Origin of the sequence: Dorea formicigenerans (genome assembly GCF_025150245.1) — a bacterium.
In the GTDB taxonomy this organism is placed as follows: domain Bacteria; phylum Bacillota; class Clostridia; order Lachnospirales; family Lachnospiraceae; genus Dorea; species Dorea formicigenerans.
This window is the reverse complement of sequence record NZ_CP102279.1, coordinates 661,777-679,011: the sequence shown is the minus strand read 5'-3', so window position 1 is coordinate 679,011 and position 17,235 is coordinate 661,777. Positions and strand designations below refer to the sequence as shown.

The following is a 17,235-nucleotide window of genomic DNA, read 5'->3' as shown; positions in this document are numbered from 1 at the left end:
ACAAAATCCCCCGACGCTTACGCTTCGGGGGACTGACATACATTCACCATAATTCTTCTCTCATCCAGACTTTACTGTCGGTTCCGGAATCTCACCAGATCAGCCACTGCATACACTTACACAGCGGGTCGCGGACTTTACCGCCGGTTGGGAATTACACCCTGCCCCGAAGAATCTCTCTTATCTGTATTTGATTATAATCCTCTGATTAGTCCTTTTCAAGGCTTTTTTCAAAAATCTTTTTACTGGAAGGACATCATCAGATCGTCCTGATGCACTGTCTCACCTGGTTTTACATAAATCTTGTCTACAACACCTTCGATCGTAGATACAACGATTGTCTCCATCTTCATAGCTTCCAGAGTAAGAAGCGGTGTATTGACTTTGACCGGATCTCCCTCTTTGACAAGAACATTTCCTACGATACCTGGGATATTTGCTCCAAGCTGTTTCGGATTGGACTTGCTTGCCTTAAGCTTACGATCTGTCTTGATCTCCAGTTTCTTATCCAGAATCTTAACGTTACGGATAGATCCATTTACCTGGAACATCAATGTACGGTATCCGTCCTCGTCCGGCTCGCTTGCTTCCAGATATTTGATCAGAAGTTCCTTTCCTTCGCCAATCTTCAAGTAAGTCTCCTCACCCTTTCTAAGGCCATAGAAGTATACGTGACTTTCCAATCTTGTAACATCATTGTAAATCTCAAAGTGTTCGCAATAGTCCTCATATACCTTCGGATACAGCGCATAGCTGACTGCTTTCTTGCACATATCTGCTTCTGAGCGATCCTCATAATGATATTTCTCGCACAGATCCTTCTTAATCTGATCCAGATCAACTGCCGGGAGAAGTGCACCTGGACGTTCTGTCAGTGGTTTAATATCTTTCAGGACAATCTTCTGCAGTTCCTTCGGGAATCCACCATACGGCTGTCCCATCATACCCTGGAAATAAGATACGACGGAATCCGGATAGGATAATCCGGCACCTTCTGTCAGAATATTATCTTTTGTCAGGCCATTCTTGTACATAAAGATAGCCAGATCACCGACTGCCTTGGAAGTTGGAGTTACTTTTACGATGTTTCCAAGCAGATCATTGGCGTCTTTGTAAAGTCCCTTGATTGCTTCAAAATCATCTGGTGATCCCATACTTGTTACCTGTGCAAGCAAGTTGGAGTACTGTCCTCCTGGAATCTCATATTTGTAAATCTCTGTGTTTGGAGATTTCATATCACTTTCAAATGGTGCATATACTTCACGCACACGGCTGTAGTAGTGACTTAATTCTGTCAGTTCCTCCGGCTTCAGGCCTGTGTCACGTCTTGTTCCACGAAGTGCCTCTGCTACTGCGTTCATAGACGGCTGACTGGTCAGTGATGACATAGACTCAATTGCCAGGTCGACAATATCTACGCCGGCTTCTGCCGCCATCATAACAGTACTTACACCATTTCCCGTGGAATCGTGTGTATGCAAATGTAATGGTACATGAAGTTCTCTCTTCAGTGTGCTGATCAGTTCTTTTGCTGCCAGCGGCTTCAGAAGTCCTGCCATATCCTTGATCGCAATAGAATGGCATCCTAAAGACTCCAGTTCTTTCGCCATCTTCACATAATAATCTAATGTATACTTTGTCTCGTTCGGACTTGTAATATCTCCTGTGTAGCAGATTGCACCTTCAACGATCTTTCCAGTCTTAAGTGCCTCCTCGATTGGCAGTTTCATAGTCTCGATCCAGTTCAGACTGTCAAAAATACGGAATACATCGATTCCATTCTCTGCTGAGATCTGAATGAACTCTTTTACAAGGTTGTCCGGATAGTTGCTGTATCCAACGGCATTGGACGCACGAAGCAACATCTGGATCAATGTGTTCGGCATACGCTCTCTTAAAGTTGTCAGACGTTTCCACGGTGACTCCTTCAGGAATCGGTACGCTGTATCAAACGTAGCACCTCCCCATGCCTCTACTGAAAATGCGTTCTGCATAAATGCATTTGTCGCATAAGCGGCACCGCACAGATCTTTGCTACGCATACGTGTTGCCACCAGTGACTGCTGCGCATCACGCATACTTGTATCTGTAACATAAAGCTTTTCTTCTTTTAAAATCTTCTGCATGTAGCCTTCTGCACCAAGTTTTAAAAATTCATCTCTTGCACCATAGACCGGTTTATCATGGTCAAATGTCGGCAGAATACGGTTGTCGAACTGTTTCTTCTTACCCATGTCAGAATTGATGATACGATCACCGATAAACTCAATGATCTTAGTCGCACGGTTCAGGCTGTGTGTCAGGCGGAATAACTCCGGTGTCTCCTCGATAAATGTTGTGTAACACTGACCGGACTGGAATGTCGGGTGGTTCAGCACATTGATCAGGAACGGAATATTTGTCTTAACTCCACGGATACGCATCTCCTGAAGGGCACGCTCGGATTTTCTCACTGCACCTGCAAAGGTACGGTCATGAGAAATAATCTTTACAAGCAGACTGTCATAGTGTGGTGATACAACGGCTCCGACATATGCACAGCCACCGTCCAGACGGATACCATTACCGGAACCGGAACGATATACTGTCATCTCACCTGTATCCGGCAGGAAGTTATTTGCCGGATCTTCAGAAGTAACACGAGTCTGAATAGAATATCCGTTACATGTAACATCTTCCTGCGATTTAATATGTATCTCCTCTGAATCAAGAGCATATCCTTCTGCAACCAGGATCTGAGCCTGCACGATATCAATTCCTGTCACCATCTCACTGACTGTATGCTCTACCTGAATACGAGGATTCATTTCAATAAAGTATGGATTGTTATCTCTGTCTACCAGAAACTCCAGTGTTCCTGCATTAACATATCCAACATTTTTACAAAGACGGATTGCTGCATCAAAAATCTTCTCTCTTGTCTCGTCTGGAATGGTAAATGCCGGCGCATACTCTACGACCTTCTGGTGACGTCTCTGCACAGAGCAGTCACGGTCGAACAGATGCACAACATTGCCGTAATTATCTCCGATCACCTGAACCTCAATATGCTTTGGTCCTTTCAGATATTTCTCAACGAAAATCATATCATCACCGAAAGCTTTTTTAGATTCATTTCTCGCCTCGTTGAATTCTTTTTCCAGATCAGCCGGATCATTGACAATACGCATACCACGTCCGCCACCACCGTTGGAAGCTTTCAGCATAATCGGATATCCGACCATGTCTGCGATCTTCGCTGCCTCTTCATAAGACTTCATCGCGTGATCTACTCCAGGAATGATTGGTACATCTGCTGCAATGGCAATCTGTTTGGAAGAAATCTTATCTCCCATTGCTCTCATAATATCACTGGAAGGTCCAATAAATGTAATGCCATTCTGTTCACATGCATCTACAAACTCCGGATTCTCTGACAGGAACCCATATCCAGGATGGATTGCATCTACGCCTGCATTCAGTGCGATCTTAATAATTGTATCAATATCAAGATATGCATCGATTGGTCCTTTATCAGGATTCAGGGGATAGGATTCGTCTGCTTTGGAACGGAAAAGAGCGTATCTGTCTTCCTTAGAATAAATGCTGACTGTCACAATTCCGAGCTCATTGAGTGCGCGGAATACTCGAATGGCGATTTCCCCACGGTTCGCCACCAGAACTTTCTTGAACTGTTTCATTGTCTTCTTCCTCTCTTTTTTTATTGGTTTGCAATTAGCCTTTTTCTCTCTAATCCCACGGGCAATTACAACTTGACCGAAAAGTCGCATGATAGTTCATCTGCCCCACACGGATTACATGCACTTTTGATTTAGTTTACAGGATTTTTCTGAGAAATGCAAGATAAAAATATGACAACTTCATTTTCCGACAATAGTTAAGAAAATAACAATGAAATTTGCAAGATTTCAAATTGCAAATTTCATTTTAACCTCTTTTTTCCCTTTTTTCTTGTCTATAACAGATAAAAATTGCATCAAAACTTTTCTTTTCCATGATTCACACTTTTTTAACAATCTAAACACAAATCGAAAACATTTTTTCATTATTATATAGACATCAGCAAGAGAGAGGCTGAGATATAAATAACAATTTTCTTTTTCATACTTTTTCCTTTGAGAGTCTTCCGGTGGGAGGGCTCTTTTTATTTTGGAAATTTAATTTATTCTTCTGACATTGACGCCCCTGTTTTTTCCCTGCCACTTATAAATCATGAGATAAACCTTATAGTCGAGTTCGTCTTGTGCGGTGACGAATGGCTCTTCTCTTAGTACCTCGGACTTGATTCCCTGCTGATAAAGTTCTGCCTGCTCTTTTTTTGCCTGACTGATAAGTTTCTGATGTCTTTCATCAGCTTCTTTTCCGAAACTCCGGTTTGGATAGTTTGCGGCTTCTTGTTTGAGTTTTTCTGTCAGAAGTTCTATGAAGCGTACATGTTTTGTCTGATGTAATTTTACAGCTATGTAACGACTCATTCTCATACCATGATGTTTCCGGTAATATTTTAATAACTTTATCATGCTTTTATCGTCTGCTTCTTCTGCGAATTCTTCCATGACTGTGATTGCCTCTTCTGACGGCTGCCACGGATTATCTTTTGGTACAATATATTGATCCGGCACCGCCGGGTAACAGCAGTAATTGAGTGGCGGGAACTGTTCTAACATTGCCAGTTTCTGTTCTGTCGGTGTGCAGAATTCCGGTCCCAGATATTCTAATTTGTCCCGTAAAATTGCAATGCGATATTCCAGTTGTCTTAAGTATTCGTACCCTTCCACCCAGAAATGTCCGATTTCTCCATAATTGTATAAATGTACTTCCACTGACAGCGACTGGTAAAAGAGCGTTACAACGGAATCGTCCTGATGTACCACAAGCACATATTCTCCATTTTCATAGGTAACTGATGCATCCAGTGGTCCTTCATAATCGTCCTGATAAATTCCGGTCATTCGCGCACCGTGAAATACAAGAAAGCTTTCCACTGCATCGTTCATCATATAAACCAGTTTATACTCTGGCAGAAGTAATTCGAACTGATCTTGTTCCAAAAGTTCTTCCAACATCTCCAAAGCTCTCTCCTGACTGATCTGGTACGCCTGATTTTCCACATTTTCTTTATTCTTTTGCTCTGCTTTCCACACATTTTCTGTGCTTTTCTCTGTTTCCAATTATCTCTCTCCTTCATTGGCATCTTCCATCACAACTTTCGTTTCTCTGATCATGCCTTCCGGCAGTTCCTGATACTCCACCCTCAAGACTGCCTGTGCCCAGTTCAGACTGATCTGAGGCTGTTTATTTTTCTCACGTCCGGCTCTCTCGATTTCTTCCAGAAGTTCTTTTAGCACTTCTTTGGTCAGATAACCGCCTCGCCAGTGAAAGGTCAGCACGCGTCCTTTTTTCGCTGCCTGAAGCGACCGCTTGTATACATCTTCTATCTTTGTAAATGACAGTTTCTTTTCTTTATAATAGAAGTGTCCGCCCTCGTTGCATGCTGGAGCCGGATACAACAGTGGTTCGTGATCCCGGAAAATGTTTTTATCATCCAGGTTAAAATAATCGTACCTGAAATCCATCTGTTCTGCTTTTCTGGCTTTGTTCTTTCCCGATGTGTTGCGTGGAGTTTTGTTTTCCGGTTTCTGATTTTCTTTTTTCTCATAATTGCCAAGCGTATTGTCAAATGTTACGTCCAGGTGATAATACTGTCCGTCAATCTTTACAATATTCCATGTATGACGGTACTTAATCCCTTTTTCCGGATTATTTCCACACACTGCGATCATACACCAAATTCCAAGGGCATCACACAATACCTTCACGGATTTTGCAATTCCTTCACATACGCCTACCCCATGCCCTAAAGGTCCGATAATCTCATGGGAATAAGGTTTTTTCAGCTTATCATAATGTATACTTTCACATAAAAAGTCGTGTATATATTTTTCCTTGTCCCACTGGGAAAATGTTTTCGCTTCTCTTGTGATTTTCTCTACTCGGGCTGTCATGGCTTTCTGATGTTCTTTTATCTTTGCTTTTTCAAATAAATATTCCGGCACAAAAATCAGATTGGGAGAATCGTTGTAATATTTATACTTATAGCCTGTTGCCCAGAAAATTTCCGGATGATCCAGCCGGAGCTTGAAAAAGACATTATAGAGTGCCTCACCCTCCAGTCTTGGGATCTGAATCTCTTCATCTATATTTAAAAATCCCTGATACAAGGCATGATAAACTGCCTGTTCTATTTTATTCATCCTATTATAATAGTACTGTTCCATGTAATTTCCCGTAATCCTTTTCTATCATTTCAAGCTTTTGTCACTAATAATGATTGCGAGTTTTCTGTCACACGCAAATTCAAGTCGAACATTGCAACTAGAGTATAACATATATTATGAATATTTTCGTGTTTCTTTGAAGCATACATTGACATTCCATATCAGACTTTTTATACTGGGAAATGTAAATTTCAAAGAAGAGCTTATGTAATAAGCTGTGAGAAGTTTTCAGAAAGTAGGAATCCAATATGAACTGTAATGATTCTATGATAAATAATTCTATTCTCAAGAAGATGAATAATCCTGGCAGAAATTTCCAAATCCTTGCCATTTCAAACCGACATCTCTGCAATCAACCTTTTGAAGACCAGATTAAACGCGTCTGCGAATGGCACCCGGACGCTCTCGTTCTTAGAGAAAAGGATTTGCCAGAAGACGAATACAAAACATTAGCAAAAAATATTCTGGATATCTGTAAAGCTTACGATGTCCCATGTATCTTACATACTTACTGGAAAGCAGCGCTGGAACTCGGACATGATGCCATTCATTTGCCACTGCCTCTGTTACGGGAGTTGTCTGCCGAGTCGCAGAAGCATTTACAAAGTCAGAATTCGACAATCTCGCAGAGTTTTCATGTTACGGACTTTCATAAAATCGGCACATCTGTTCATTCTGTCGAGGATGCCATGGAAGCAGAACGGCTCGGTGCGACCTATGTGACAGCCGGACACATTTTCACAACAGATTGTAAGAAAGGCCTGCCGCCACGTGGACTTGATTTTTTGAAAAATGTCTGTGATGCAGTCACGATTCCTGTCTACGGAATCGGCGGAATAAAATTTGACCCGCAACAATGGAACAGCCTGAAAAAACAAGGTGCCTGCGGCGGGTGTATTATGTCAGGAATGATGCAGCTTTAAAACTGCATCTTTTTTTGTTGCCAAGCATACGACAAAAAGGTCCGGTGGACCTTTTTTAGTGTCTTCTGCACTTCTGCAATTCATTATTGCACATATGGATTATACAGAAAGAACGCTCCGGAAAAAGCCAGCGCCAGATATATCATTGGTTCCCATTTTCTTCCATCAGCCTCTATTGGATTTTCCACATGTCCATCACCTTTTTCTTTCTGTTTTCCACAAACTAACACATAAATACCTCTCCAGATCAGATATCCTGCACACGCGCCGATCGTATTTGCAAGCAGATCATCAATATCTGTTGCACGCGCGTTAAATATCTGAGAAATTTCAATTGTTAACGACAATAAAAATCCTGTAACCGTGACATTTGTTATGCTTCTGCATTTCTTCCATATACATGGTATCAACAGCCCAAGCGGCAGAAACATGATTATATTTAACACAAACCCCATGCCCAATCCTGCCAGTGGATTCCGGTTATATCCACCACTGATGGCATCTTTAAGTCTTACAATGTCTGCCAACAGGCCTATCCCTGTCACTTTAAATACCACCCACAGATAAACGAGCATTACATAAACTCCAAAATAATATTTTGCAGGCACACGCCTGGAATTTTGCTTTGCTTTGATTTCCATTAGTCCCTGATATATCAGACACGGTAGCAGCAACGTAAGAAGCAGATAACCACTGTACATAAAATCCTCAACTATATAAGTATATAAAATCCTCACATAATCCATAACATTTCCTCTCCTTTTTCCAGCCTTTATCTTCACACCTGATATATTAGAATACATTTCTTAACAACTTCTTTGGAATATTCTTAATATTCTCTGTAGCTTTAACCCATGCCTGTATCATGCAGTCCGATAACATCACTTCCAGCTGATACAATCAACATTTCTTTCAATTTGTTTCTTGAATTATCAGACAAATGCATCTATCATAATCATATAAATATGATACTTGCAGCTCAGTAAACCAGAGCTGCATTTGGGGAATCAATTACAAATTCAAAAATGAATTCAATTATATAGGAGGGCTTTTCTTATGACACAGGCTGAAATCAAACAACTGATTCAGAAACAGCGAACTTTTTTTCATTCCGATGCTACGCTTGATGTAGAATATCGTATACATGCACTTCAAAAATTAAAAGCATGCATCTTAAAATATGAAAATGAAATTAATATCGCAATCCGTGCAGATTTGGGAAAATGCGCTTTTGAAAGCTACATGTGTGAGACTGGTCTCGTCTTAAGCGAACTGACTTACATGCTGAAACATACACGCAAATTTTCGAAAGAGCGCACAGTCAGGACTCCACTGGCACAGTTTCACTCCAGGAGCTATCAAAAAACGTCCCCGTATGGTGTCACACTGATTATGAGTCCATGGAATTATCCGTTCATGCTCACCATAGAGCCGTTGATCGATGCGCTGGCAGCAGGAAATACCGCAATCCTGAAGCCAAGTGCCTATTCTGCACATACTACTGCTCTGATCAGCCGTATGATCCAGGAATGCTTCGATGAAAAATATGTGGCCGTTGTCACCGGTGGGCGCGAGGAAAATAATTTCTTGCTAAATGAACATTTTGACTACATCTTCTTTACCGGAAGCCAGGAAGTAGGGAAGGAAGTGATGCGGCATGCTTCCAACCATCTGACTCCAATCACCCTTGAGCTCGGTGGTAAAAGCCCTTGCATCGTTCATAAAAGTGCCGATATCAGACTTGCTGCTAAACGTATTGTTTTTGGTAAATTTTTAAATTGCGGGCAGACATGTGTTGCTCCTGATTACATTTACTGCGACCGCACAGTCAAAGATAAACTTATAAAAGAATTGAAAAAACAGATTCAAAAACAATATAGTAAACAGCCTCTGGCACATAAAGAATATGGCAAAATTATCAATTTAAAACATTTTGACCGGCTGCTTGGACTGATTGATTACGACAAAGTGGTCTATGGCGGCACTTTCGACCATCACACTTTACAGATCGAGCCAACAATCATGGACAACGTCACCTTTTCGGACGCTGTCATGCAGGAAGAAATCTTCGGACCGGTTCTTCCAATCCTGACTTACGATTCTATCAACGAAGCCGTGAATAATATCCGTGCCATGTCCCATCCGCTTGCACTTTATATTTTCGCCGGAGATACACATGTAGCAGAAAATGTAATTGCAAGAATCGGGTTCGGCGGAGGCTGCATCAACGATACACTGATTCACCTTGCCACAAGCGAAATGCCTTTCGGCGGATTTGGCGAAAGCGGCATGGGCAGTTACCACGGAAAGACCGGATTTGATACATTTACACATTACAAGAGTATTGTGGATAAGAAGACCTGGCTGGATCTGCCAATGCGATATCAGCCTTACAAGAAGATAAATAATAAGTTGTTACATATGTTTCTAAAATAAATGCTATCTAAAAACAACAGACCAGTTTACAGTTCTCCCACAAAACCGCAAACTGGCCTGTTGTTTTTTATCAGAATTGGACCTTTATATCAAGCCATGATTGTTGTACAGTAGGTTCAATCGAAAGATAAGTAATCATATAAGGAAAGAGGTTTTACTATGAATTCAAATTTGAAAAAAATTGTGATGACAGCACTTTTTGCTGCACTTGCATGTGTTGCCACCATGTCTATCCGTATTCCTACACCTGGCACAGGCGGATATATACATCCAGGTGACGCAATCGTAATTCTGTCAGGAGTTGTTCTTGGACCAAGTTATGGACTGTTGGCAGCCGGTATCGGTTCCGCAATGTCAGACCTCCTCGGTGGATATTTTGTATACGTTCCGATTACATTTGTAATCAAAGGACTGATTGCTCTGTTTTCAGGACTTGTTTACCAGAAAATTGCAAAAGATTCCAAATCACGTTATGTAGCAGTGCTTCTCGGTGGCGTGATCGATATCGTACTGGTAGCCGGTGGATATTTTATCTGTGAATTTTTCCTTTATGGATCATCTGCAGCAGCAAGTATTCCAGCCAATATTATTCAGGGAGTCGGCGGACTGATTATCTCCTTCGTACTGTACCCGGTATTAATGGCAATTCCAGATGTAAAACAGCTCACATATAAGACAAAATAAACTATGAGAAACACGCTTCGCGAGTTTCTCAAGTTATCGCGGCAGTCGCCAAGGTCTCGTGCAAGCACGGACTTTGGCTCGTTGCTCGCGTAAATCAATTGGGGACGTAGTAAACTTTAAAAGTACTACGTCCCCATCATTCATTATCGGTGTCCCTTTTAGAACACTTTCGTTGTCCACTTACTCATATCCCACACTTCATTCACCACGTCTTGATAGAATTCCGGCTCATGACAGATTAAGAGTATACTGCCGCGATATTCCTGTAATGCTTTTTTCAGGGAGTCTTTGGCATCTACATCCAGATGGTTGGTCGGCTCGTCCAGAAGCAGGATATTTGTATCTCTGTTAATGAGTTTACAGAGGCGTACTTTCGCCTGTTCTCCTCCACTTAATACTCGCACCTGACTTTCGATATGTTTTGTTGTAAGTCCGCATTTTGCCAGAGCGGAACGCACTTCATACTGGCTAAATGAAGGGAATTCCTGCCAGATTTCTTCGATACAGGTCGTGCGGTTCTCTCCTTTTACTTCTTGTTCAAAGTATCCGATTTCCAGATTTTCTCCCAGTTCGCATGTTCCGGACAGAGATGGAATGAGTCCCAGAATACTTTTTAAAAGTGTTGTCTTTCCGATACCATTGGTTCCTACAAGAGCAATCTTCTGTCCACGCTCCATGCTCAGGTTTAATGGTTTTGACAATGGCTCATCATATCCTGTCACAAGATCATGTGTTTCAAAAAGAAATTTTCCTGGTGTCTTTCCATAGCGGAAATGAAATTCCGGCTTTGGTTTTTCTGCTGCCAGTTCGATGACATCCATTTTGTCCAGCTTCTTCTGGCGGGACATGGCCATATTTCGTGTCGATACGCGTGCTTTGTTGCGCGCAACAAAGTCTTTAAGTTCACTGATTTCCTGCTGTTGACGGCGATATGCAGCTTCAAGCTGTGCTTTCTTTACTGCGTAGACTTCCTGGAAATGTTCATAATCTCCTACATAACGGTTCAATTCCTGATTTTCCATATGGTAAATGATGTTAACCACTTCATTTAAGAATGGAATGTCATGTGAAATCAGGATAAATGCATTTTCATAATCCAAAAGATAGCGCTTCAGCCATGCAATGTGCTCTTCGTCCAGATAATTGGTCGGCTCATCAAGAAGCAGAATATCCGGCTTTTCAAGTAATAATTTTGCCAGCAACACTTTCGTTCTCTGACCTCCGCTTAAATCTGTGACATCGCGTTCCAGTCCGAGATCCAGAAGTCCAAGTGCTCTTGCTACTTCTTCTACTTTTGCATCGATGGTGTAGAAATCATGTAAAGTCAGTTCATCTTGAATCGTTCCCAGTTCTTCCATCAACTGCTCCATCTGCTCTGGATTTGCATCTCCAAGCTGGTCACAGATTTCATTCATGCGCTGCTCTTTTTGAAGAAGTGGATCAAATGCTGACTTTAATACGCCGCCGATCGTCATTCCCTTTTCCAGTACTGCGTGCTGATCCAGATATCCTGCATGGACATTCTTTGACCATTCTACTTTTCCTTCATCCGGCATCAGCTTTCCAGTCACAATATTCATAAACGTGGACTTTCCTTCACCGTTAGCTCCTACAAGTCCGATATGTTCTCCTTTTAAAAGACGGAATGAAACATCTGAGAAAATTGCCCTGTCACCAAAGCCATGGGTAAGATGTTCAACATTTAAAATACTCATTTTTACTTTCTCCTTTATCTGCAAAAATCGTTCATTTTATTACTGATTAAAAATCACCTCAATAATTGTTCATTTTATTACTGATTGAAAATCACCTCAAGGATTGTACCTCCCGACGGATTGGACTTAACTGTAATACTGCCATCATGCACTCTCACGATCTCACGGACCAGTGCAAGTCCCAGTCCTACACCGCCAAGCTTTCGGCTTCTGGACTTATCCACGCGAAAGAATGGTTCAAATACACGCTCCCTGAGCTCTTTCGGGATTCCACTTCCTGTATCCGCTACTGACAGGTAAATGTGTTTTTGCTCCTTATATGCAGTTACTGTAACCTGTCCACCTGAATGATTATATTTTATAGCATTTTCAACAAGATTATATACCAGCCTGTAAATAAGAATATCACTTCCAACCATCGTTATATCCTTACATTTCCCAATAAGTTTTATATTCTTTTCCTGTGCAAGAGGTTCCAAATCCTCCAACACCTCATCAACAAGGTCATCCATGATAATTTGTTCATCCCGGCCTACCGTCTGAAGCTCACTCATATCGAGAAGTGTTTTTACCATCTTGCTTAGCCTGTCATTTTGTTCCGTCACCATCTTTATCATCTGTAAGGTGTCTGCATCACTGCCTGGATGCTGGGTGGAATGATATAGATCAAGCTGTACCTGCATTAAAGATAATGGGGTGCGAAGCTCATGTGCTGCATTTGCAGTAAATTGTCTCTGTACCTCAAATGCATCCTGAAGGCGTTCAAGCATCTTGTTATATGAAACACTAAGCTGATTCAGTTCTTTAATCTTGCTTTCTTCGATTCGCGAGTCTGCCAGATTTTGTACCTGCACCTCTTCTATTTTATCAGAAAACTCACGGAGTGGTTTGAGTGCGTGTCCACTTATAAAATATGTAGCTACCCCGCCAAGAATCGCCAATAAAGCTGAAATTATCAAACTGTTTTTTCTGTAGTCTTCTTTATTATTGTACACTTGAACAGAAAAATCATTTGCGAACTCATCCCACTTATCCTCTGGTATGCTAATATATATTTCTTCTGAATCATTTCCACTATTGTCTACACTATCATCGCCCTGCGCATTAACAGCCTTCTGCAAAGAATCTATATAATACACACCATTTTTATAGACAAACATCGTCAGACACCCACATATGATTGCAATACACAATGTAGTGATACATGTAAGTCTCCACTGCAGTGACATCTTTTTCATCGATCGGACTCCTCTCGTATTTTATACCCTTCTCCCACTTTGTTCATGATTACATCATGTCCAAGCACTGCTTTAAGCTTTCTTCTTAGTGAAGACATATGTACTCGGATAGCTCCACTAAAGCTATCCACGGAGGCATCCCAGACATGCTCCATCAATTCCTCCTGGCTTACCGGCCTGCCCAGATTAAGAAGCAGATATTCCAAAATACCTTTTTCTTTTCTTGTCAGGGAAATCTTTATTTCCTTTGCATATGCTTCACGCTTTATCGTGTCAAACTTAATATCGCCGCTTTCCAGGCATACATCCTTTTGTACAAATTTTCTTCTTGTCAGACTTCTGATACGAGCCTCAAGCTCCTGTAGATGGAACGGCTTTTCCATATAATCATTCGCACCCGCATCCAGCCCTTCGACCTTATCTGCAATCTGCCCTCTTGCCGATAATATAAGAACCTTTGTCTCCTCATTGCTCTGTCTGAGTTCCTTTAGGATTTCCATCCCATCCATGCCTGGCAGATTCAGATCCAGAACAACCAAATCATAATTCTCTGTCAGAATGCATTCCAGCGCTTCTTCCCCATCATAACAAGTATCCACCTCATACCCGGCATCATACAGACTTTTCGCAATTGCATCACATATTTGTTTTTCATCTTCAACTATTAATAATCTCAAAATCATTCCACCTACTTCTTAACGAAAATTTCACACCAACTATTGTATAATACTGAAGTCAGCTGGTCAACAAATACAACAAACGAAAGGAGTAACAAAATCTTGAAGTGCAGAAAAATATCTCAATTTGTAATACTCATCACGGGTATCTCTATGATTTGCTATGGTGCGTTCAGAGGTGAAGGAGACGTCGTGCTCGGCAAAGCAATAAAATTATGTCTGGAGTGTGTCGGAATTGGATAAGAAAACGAAATTATTATCAAAAAGAGTTGCCAAAATACGAGGATGGATACAGGCAGTTGCCACATTACTTACCAATATTCATATTCCCAATTTATTTAAGGGTAAAATATATCAAGGCAATATCAAAACTGTATGTGTGCCGGGATTAAACTGCTATTCCTGTCCTGCTGCGACAGGAGCCTGCCCCATTGGTGCCTTTCAGGCGGTTATCGGATCCTCCAGATTTAAATTTTCATACTACATAACCGGTTTTTTCATTCTGCTCGGTGTGACACTCGGAAGATTTATCTGTGGTTTTTTATGCCCGTTTGGCTGGTTTCAGGATTTACTTCATAAAATCCCTGGAAAAAAATTTTCCACAGCCCGGCTGAAACCGCTAAGATACCTGAAATATATGATCCTCATTGTTTTCGTTATCCTTCTGCCAATGTTTGTAACGAACTCTGTAGGGATGGGAGATCCATTCTTCTGTAAATACATTTGTCCACAAGGTGTTTTGGAAGGAGCCATACCACTGTCACTTGGAAATACTGCTATAAGGTCTGCACTTGGAACACTTTTTTCTTTTAAATGCCTTATTTTAATTACAGTTGTTGTGTTGAGTATTTTGTTTTACAGGCCGTTCTGTAAATGGATCTGTCCTCTTGGAGCAATCTATTCATTATTTAATAAGATCAGCTTTCTTAATATTAAAGTTGAAAGCAGCAAATGTGTCGGATGCAACAAATGTTCAAAGGCATGTAAAATGGATATTGATGTGTGCAAGACTCCAAATCATCCAGAATGTATACGATGCGGGGCTTGTATCAAGGCTTGTCCAAAAGATGCGATCCAATATCAGTTTCTGGGAAAAACATGCCCCAAAAAAGAACAGCAGCAATCAACCATAACCAACCGGTAACTATTAATTTTATTACTATTATTTTAAGGAGCAATTATTTATGAAAACAAAAAGAACATTTCTCTCTATTTTAACACTTTGCATAGCATTATTATTTACAGCATGTAGCGGGAAAGGAACTGCAGGCACAGAAAAATCTCAGAATACCAAGACTGAATCCGGCTCAGAATCTGCAGACGATTCCAACTCTAAACTGAATGATTTATATCAGCAGGAAAATCAGATCTTCGCAGATCATGAAGATGTATGGAACAAGGCATTTGGCATGATGAGTAAAAGTGCTGCGGACCCAAATGGAAATTATGCGGATTATCTGGCTGACACTGTTGAATCAAACAAGGAGTCTTTTACAGATGACGAGCTGAAAACACTTACCGCTGATATTGAAGCTATCCGAAAAATCGAGGAACAAATCGCTGAGATTGAAAAGAAAAATACAGGATCTGATAACACCGATCAGAAAAACAGTTCCAACGACGCATCTCCTTTCAAGAATTTCTCTGGTCAGGATTATGATGGAAATTCTGTTGATGAAAGCCTGTTTTCCAAAAATGCAGTAACTGTCATCAATTTCTGGTTCACCGGCTGCAAACCTTGTGTTGCCGAATTATCTAAACTTAACGAATTAAACGATGCAATCAAATCAATGGGTGGAGAAGTTGTAGGTATCAACACAGAAACCTTCGACGGAAACAAAACTGCTATAAAAGAAGCAAAGACTATTCTCGAAAACCAGGGTGCTAAATATCGCAATCTTTCCATTGACTCTTCTTCAGATGCAGGGAAATATGCGTCCGATATCATGGCATTTCCTACAACAATACTGGTCGATAGAAATGGTAATATTGTAGGTGATCCGATGCTCGGCGGAATTGATAATCAAGATAACTATGATACTTTGATGAAACAGATTCAGTCTGTAATTGATGCAGACAGCACAAACAAATAATTCCATTCAAAGACAGGATAAAACTACAGTTGTTTTATCCTGTCTTTTATTAAAAAACCCCAGAAACACAAAGTTCCTGGGGTTTGATATGCATTCTGTTGTTCCAAACAATTAACGTTTGCATAACCGAAAACAGCGGAAAAATCGAGCATATTTCAGACACAGCTACTGTGCCTTTTCTGCAGTGAGATTATTTTCTTCCACATCCTCCGTATCAAAACTGATGAATTGCATTTCTACTAACATCAATTAGATCTACAATTTCTCTCCGTTCAGGCATAGAACAAATTGCACCTTTTTTTGTTGTAACTAGAGCCGCACCTGCATTCGCAAAGATAAGCATTTCTCTCAAATGATCCTCTGTCAAGTTGTTAATATCGTGTTCCAAAATATATGCCAAGGAACACCCGCAAAAAGTATCTCCCGCTCCTGTTGTTTCTATCGTTGATACCTGAAATCCTTTTTCTTCTATCCTAAAGTCTTTATAGTAAGCTCTACTCCCCTTTTTCCCCATAGTAAGAAGAATCAATGGTATCTCATATTTATTCTGTAAATATAAGACTCCTTGGTCATAATCCTCTATTCCTGTAATAAACTGGATCTCATTATCGGATATCTTTAGAATGTCACATTGCTCAAATCCATATTCCATCTGCTTTTTTGCCTCTTCCAAGGATTCCCAAAGAGGCTCCCTCAAGTTCGGATCAAAAGAAATCAGAGATCCATTCTTCTTTGCAGCTTTAACAGCTTTTTTTGTTGCATTCCGAACATTTTCATGTGTCATGGACAAAGTACCAAAATGAAAAATCTTTGTAGACTGAACAAACGTGTCATCTACCTCGTCTTCTGTAAGCATCATATCTGCACCTGGATTCCGATAAAAGGAAAATGCTCTGTCTCCGTCTGGAAATGTATGTACAAATGCAAGCGTTGTGTTCACATTTTTATCTACTTTTAGTTCCTTTGATGAAATTCCCACTCGTTCGATCGTTTCCTTTAGCATCGCACCAAACATATCGTTTCCAACCTTTCCTATAAAGGCTGTTTTTTTTCCCAGCTTTGCCAACATAGCAAGCACATTGCATGGCGCGCCTCCGGGATTGGCTTCAAAAAGCATATTTCCCTGATCACTTGTTCCATTATTCGTAAAATCGACCAATAATTCTCCTAAAGCAATTACATCATACATTT

The 17,235-nt window shown here is 40.8% G+C and carries 14 protein-coding genes and 1 riboswitch; of the genes, 6 read left to right on the top strand and 8 right to left on the bottom strand.

The genetic code is table 11. The features are described 5' to 3' along the window. Positions 1-48: 48 nt before the first annotated feature. Positions 49-178: riboswitch (FMN riboswitch) on the bottom strand. A 64-nt stretch (positions 179-242) separates the two neighbouring features. The 3 genes from NQ560_RS03415 to NQ560_RS03405 all read right to left on the bottom strand — a co-directional run bounded on the left by NQ560_RS03415 (position 243) and on the right by NQ560_RS03405 (position 6,278). Continuing rightward, positions 243-3,680, bottom strand: coding sequence for a pyruvate carboxylase (locus tag NQ560_RS03415; protein ID WP_040015725.1), 3,438 nt, complete (start codon positions 3,678-3,680; stop codon positions 243-245). 477 nt (positions 3,681-4,157) lie between these two features. Next, positions 4,158-5,171: a DUF3878 family protein gene (locus NQ560_RS03410; RefSeq protein WP_005335732.1), complete on the bottom strand. Its 1,014-nt coding sequence runs from the start codon at positions 5,169-5,171 to the stop codon at positions 4,158-4,160. After that, positions 5,172-6,278, bottom strand: coding sequence for a transglutaminase domain-containing protein (locus NQ560_RS03405; protein WP_005335734.1), 1,107 nt, complete (start codon positions 6,276-6,278; stop codon positions 5,172-5,174). A 248-nt stretch (positions 6,279-6,526) separates the two neighbouring features. Here NQ560_RS03405 and NQ560_RS03400 point away from each other — a divergent pair, with 248 nt between their 5' ends. Then, the gene (locus NQ560_RS03400) at positions 6,527-7,201 is read left to right on the top strand and encodes a thiamine phosphate synthase (protein ID WP_117606644.1); all 675 of its coding nucleotides are present in this window, start codon (positions 6,527-6,529) and stop codon (positions 7,199-7,201) included. Between the two features lie 83 nt (positions 7,202-7,284). Here NQ560_RS03400 and NQ560_RS03395 read toward each other — a convergent pair whose 3' ends face one another. After that, complete coding sequence (locus NQ560_RS03395) at positions 7,285-7,947, bottom strand: VanZ family protein (RefSeq protein ID WP_117606650.1); 663 nt, start codon at positions 7,945-7,947, stop codon at positions 7,285-7,287. Positions 7,948-8,257: 310 nt separating this feature from the next. On the opposite strand from NQ560_RS03395, the gene NQ560_RS03390 reads away from it, so the two are divergent. Together NQ560_RS03390 and NQ560_RS03385 are read left to right on the top strand one after the other, a co-directional pair. Then, complete coding sequence (locus NQ560_RS03390; RefSeq protein ID WP_005335739.1) at positions 8,258-9,637, top strand: aldehyde dehydrogenase; 1,380 nt, start codon at positions 8,258-8,260, stop codon at positions 9,635-9,637. Positions 9,638-9,796: 159 nt separating this feature from the next. Further along, a complete protein-coding gene (locus NQ560_RS03385) occupies positions 9,797-10,321 on the top strand; it encodes an ECF transporter S component (RefSeq protein WP_005335742.1) in 525 nt (174 codons plus the stop codon). Positions 10,322-10,479: 158 nt separating this feature from the next. On the opposite strand, the gene NQ560_RS03380 is transcribed toward NQ560_RS03385, so the two are convergent. The 3 genes from NQ560_RS03380 to NQ560_RS03370 form a co-directional block, all read right to left on the bottom strand. Then, on the bottom strand, positions 10,480-12,036 hold the full coding sequence (locus NQ560_RS03380) for an ABC-F family ATP-binding cassette domain-containing protein (RefSeq protein ID WP_040015726.1): 1,557 nt from the start codon (positions 12,034-12,036) through the stop codon (positions 10,480-10,482). Between the two features lie 77 nt (positions 12,037-12,113). Beyond that, positions 12,114-13,274, bottom strand: coding sequence for a sensor histidine kinase (locus NQ560_RS03375; RefSeq protein ID WP_005335747.1), 1,161 nt, complete (start codon positions 13,272-13,274; stop codon positions 12,114-12,116). Beyond that, positions 13,271-13,957 carry a response regulator transcription factor gene (locus NQ560_RS03370; RefSeq protein WP_005335748.1) on the bottom strand — a complete coding sequence of 229 codons (687 nt, stop codon included), beginning with the start codon at positions 13,955-13,957 and terminating at the stop codon, positions 13,271-13,273. Before NQ560_RS03370 ends, NQ560_RS03375 begins: the two co-directional genes overlap by 4 nt. 96 nt (positions 13,958-14,053) lie before the next feature. On the opposite strand from NQ560_RS03370, the gene NQ560_RS15710 reads away from it, so the two are divergent. From NQ560_RS15710 to NQ560_RS03355, 3 genes are read left to right on the top strand one after another with little or no spacing between them, the layout of a single operon-like run. Next, positions 14,054-14,194 carry a CD1871A family CXXC motif-containing protein gene (locus tag NQ560_RS15710; RefSeq protein WP_005335750.1) on the top strand — a complete coding sequence of 47 codons (141 nt, stop codon included), beginning with the start codon at positions 14,054-14,056 and terminating at the stop codon, positions 14,192-14,194. Continuing rightward, positions 14,187-15,095, top strand: coding sequence for a 4Fe-4S binding protein (locus tag NQ560_RS03360; protein ID WP_040015727.1), 909 nt, complete (start codon positions 14,187-14,189; stop codon positions 15,093-15,095). Before NQ560_RS15710 ends, NQ560_RS03360 begins: the two co-directional genes overlap by 8 nt. A gap of 40 nt (positions 15,096-15,135) precedes the next feature. Then, positions 15,136-16,044 (top strand): TlpA disulfide reductase family protein, encoded by a 909-nt coding sequence (locus tag NQ560_RS03355; protein WP_005335754.1) that lies wholly within the window; start codon positions 15,136-15,138, stop codon positions 16,042-16,044. A 214-nt stretch (positions 16,045-16,258) separates the two neighbouring features. Here the strand turns inward: NQ560_RS03355 and NQ560_RS03350 are convergent, their stop codons facing one another. Continuing rightward, on the bottom strand, positions 16,259-17,233 hold the full coding sequence (locus NQ560_RS03350; RefSeq protein WP_005335756.1) for a PfkB family carbohydrate kinase: 975 nt from the start codon (positions 17,231-17,233) through the stop codon (positions 16,259-16,261). Between the last annotated feature and the right edge of the window lie 2 nt (positions 17,234-17,235).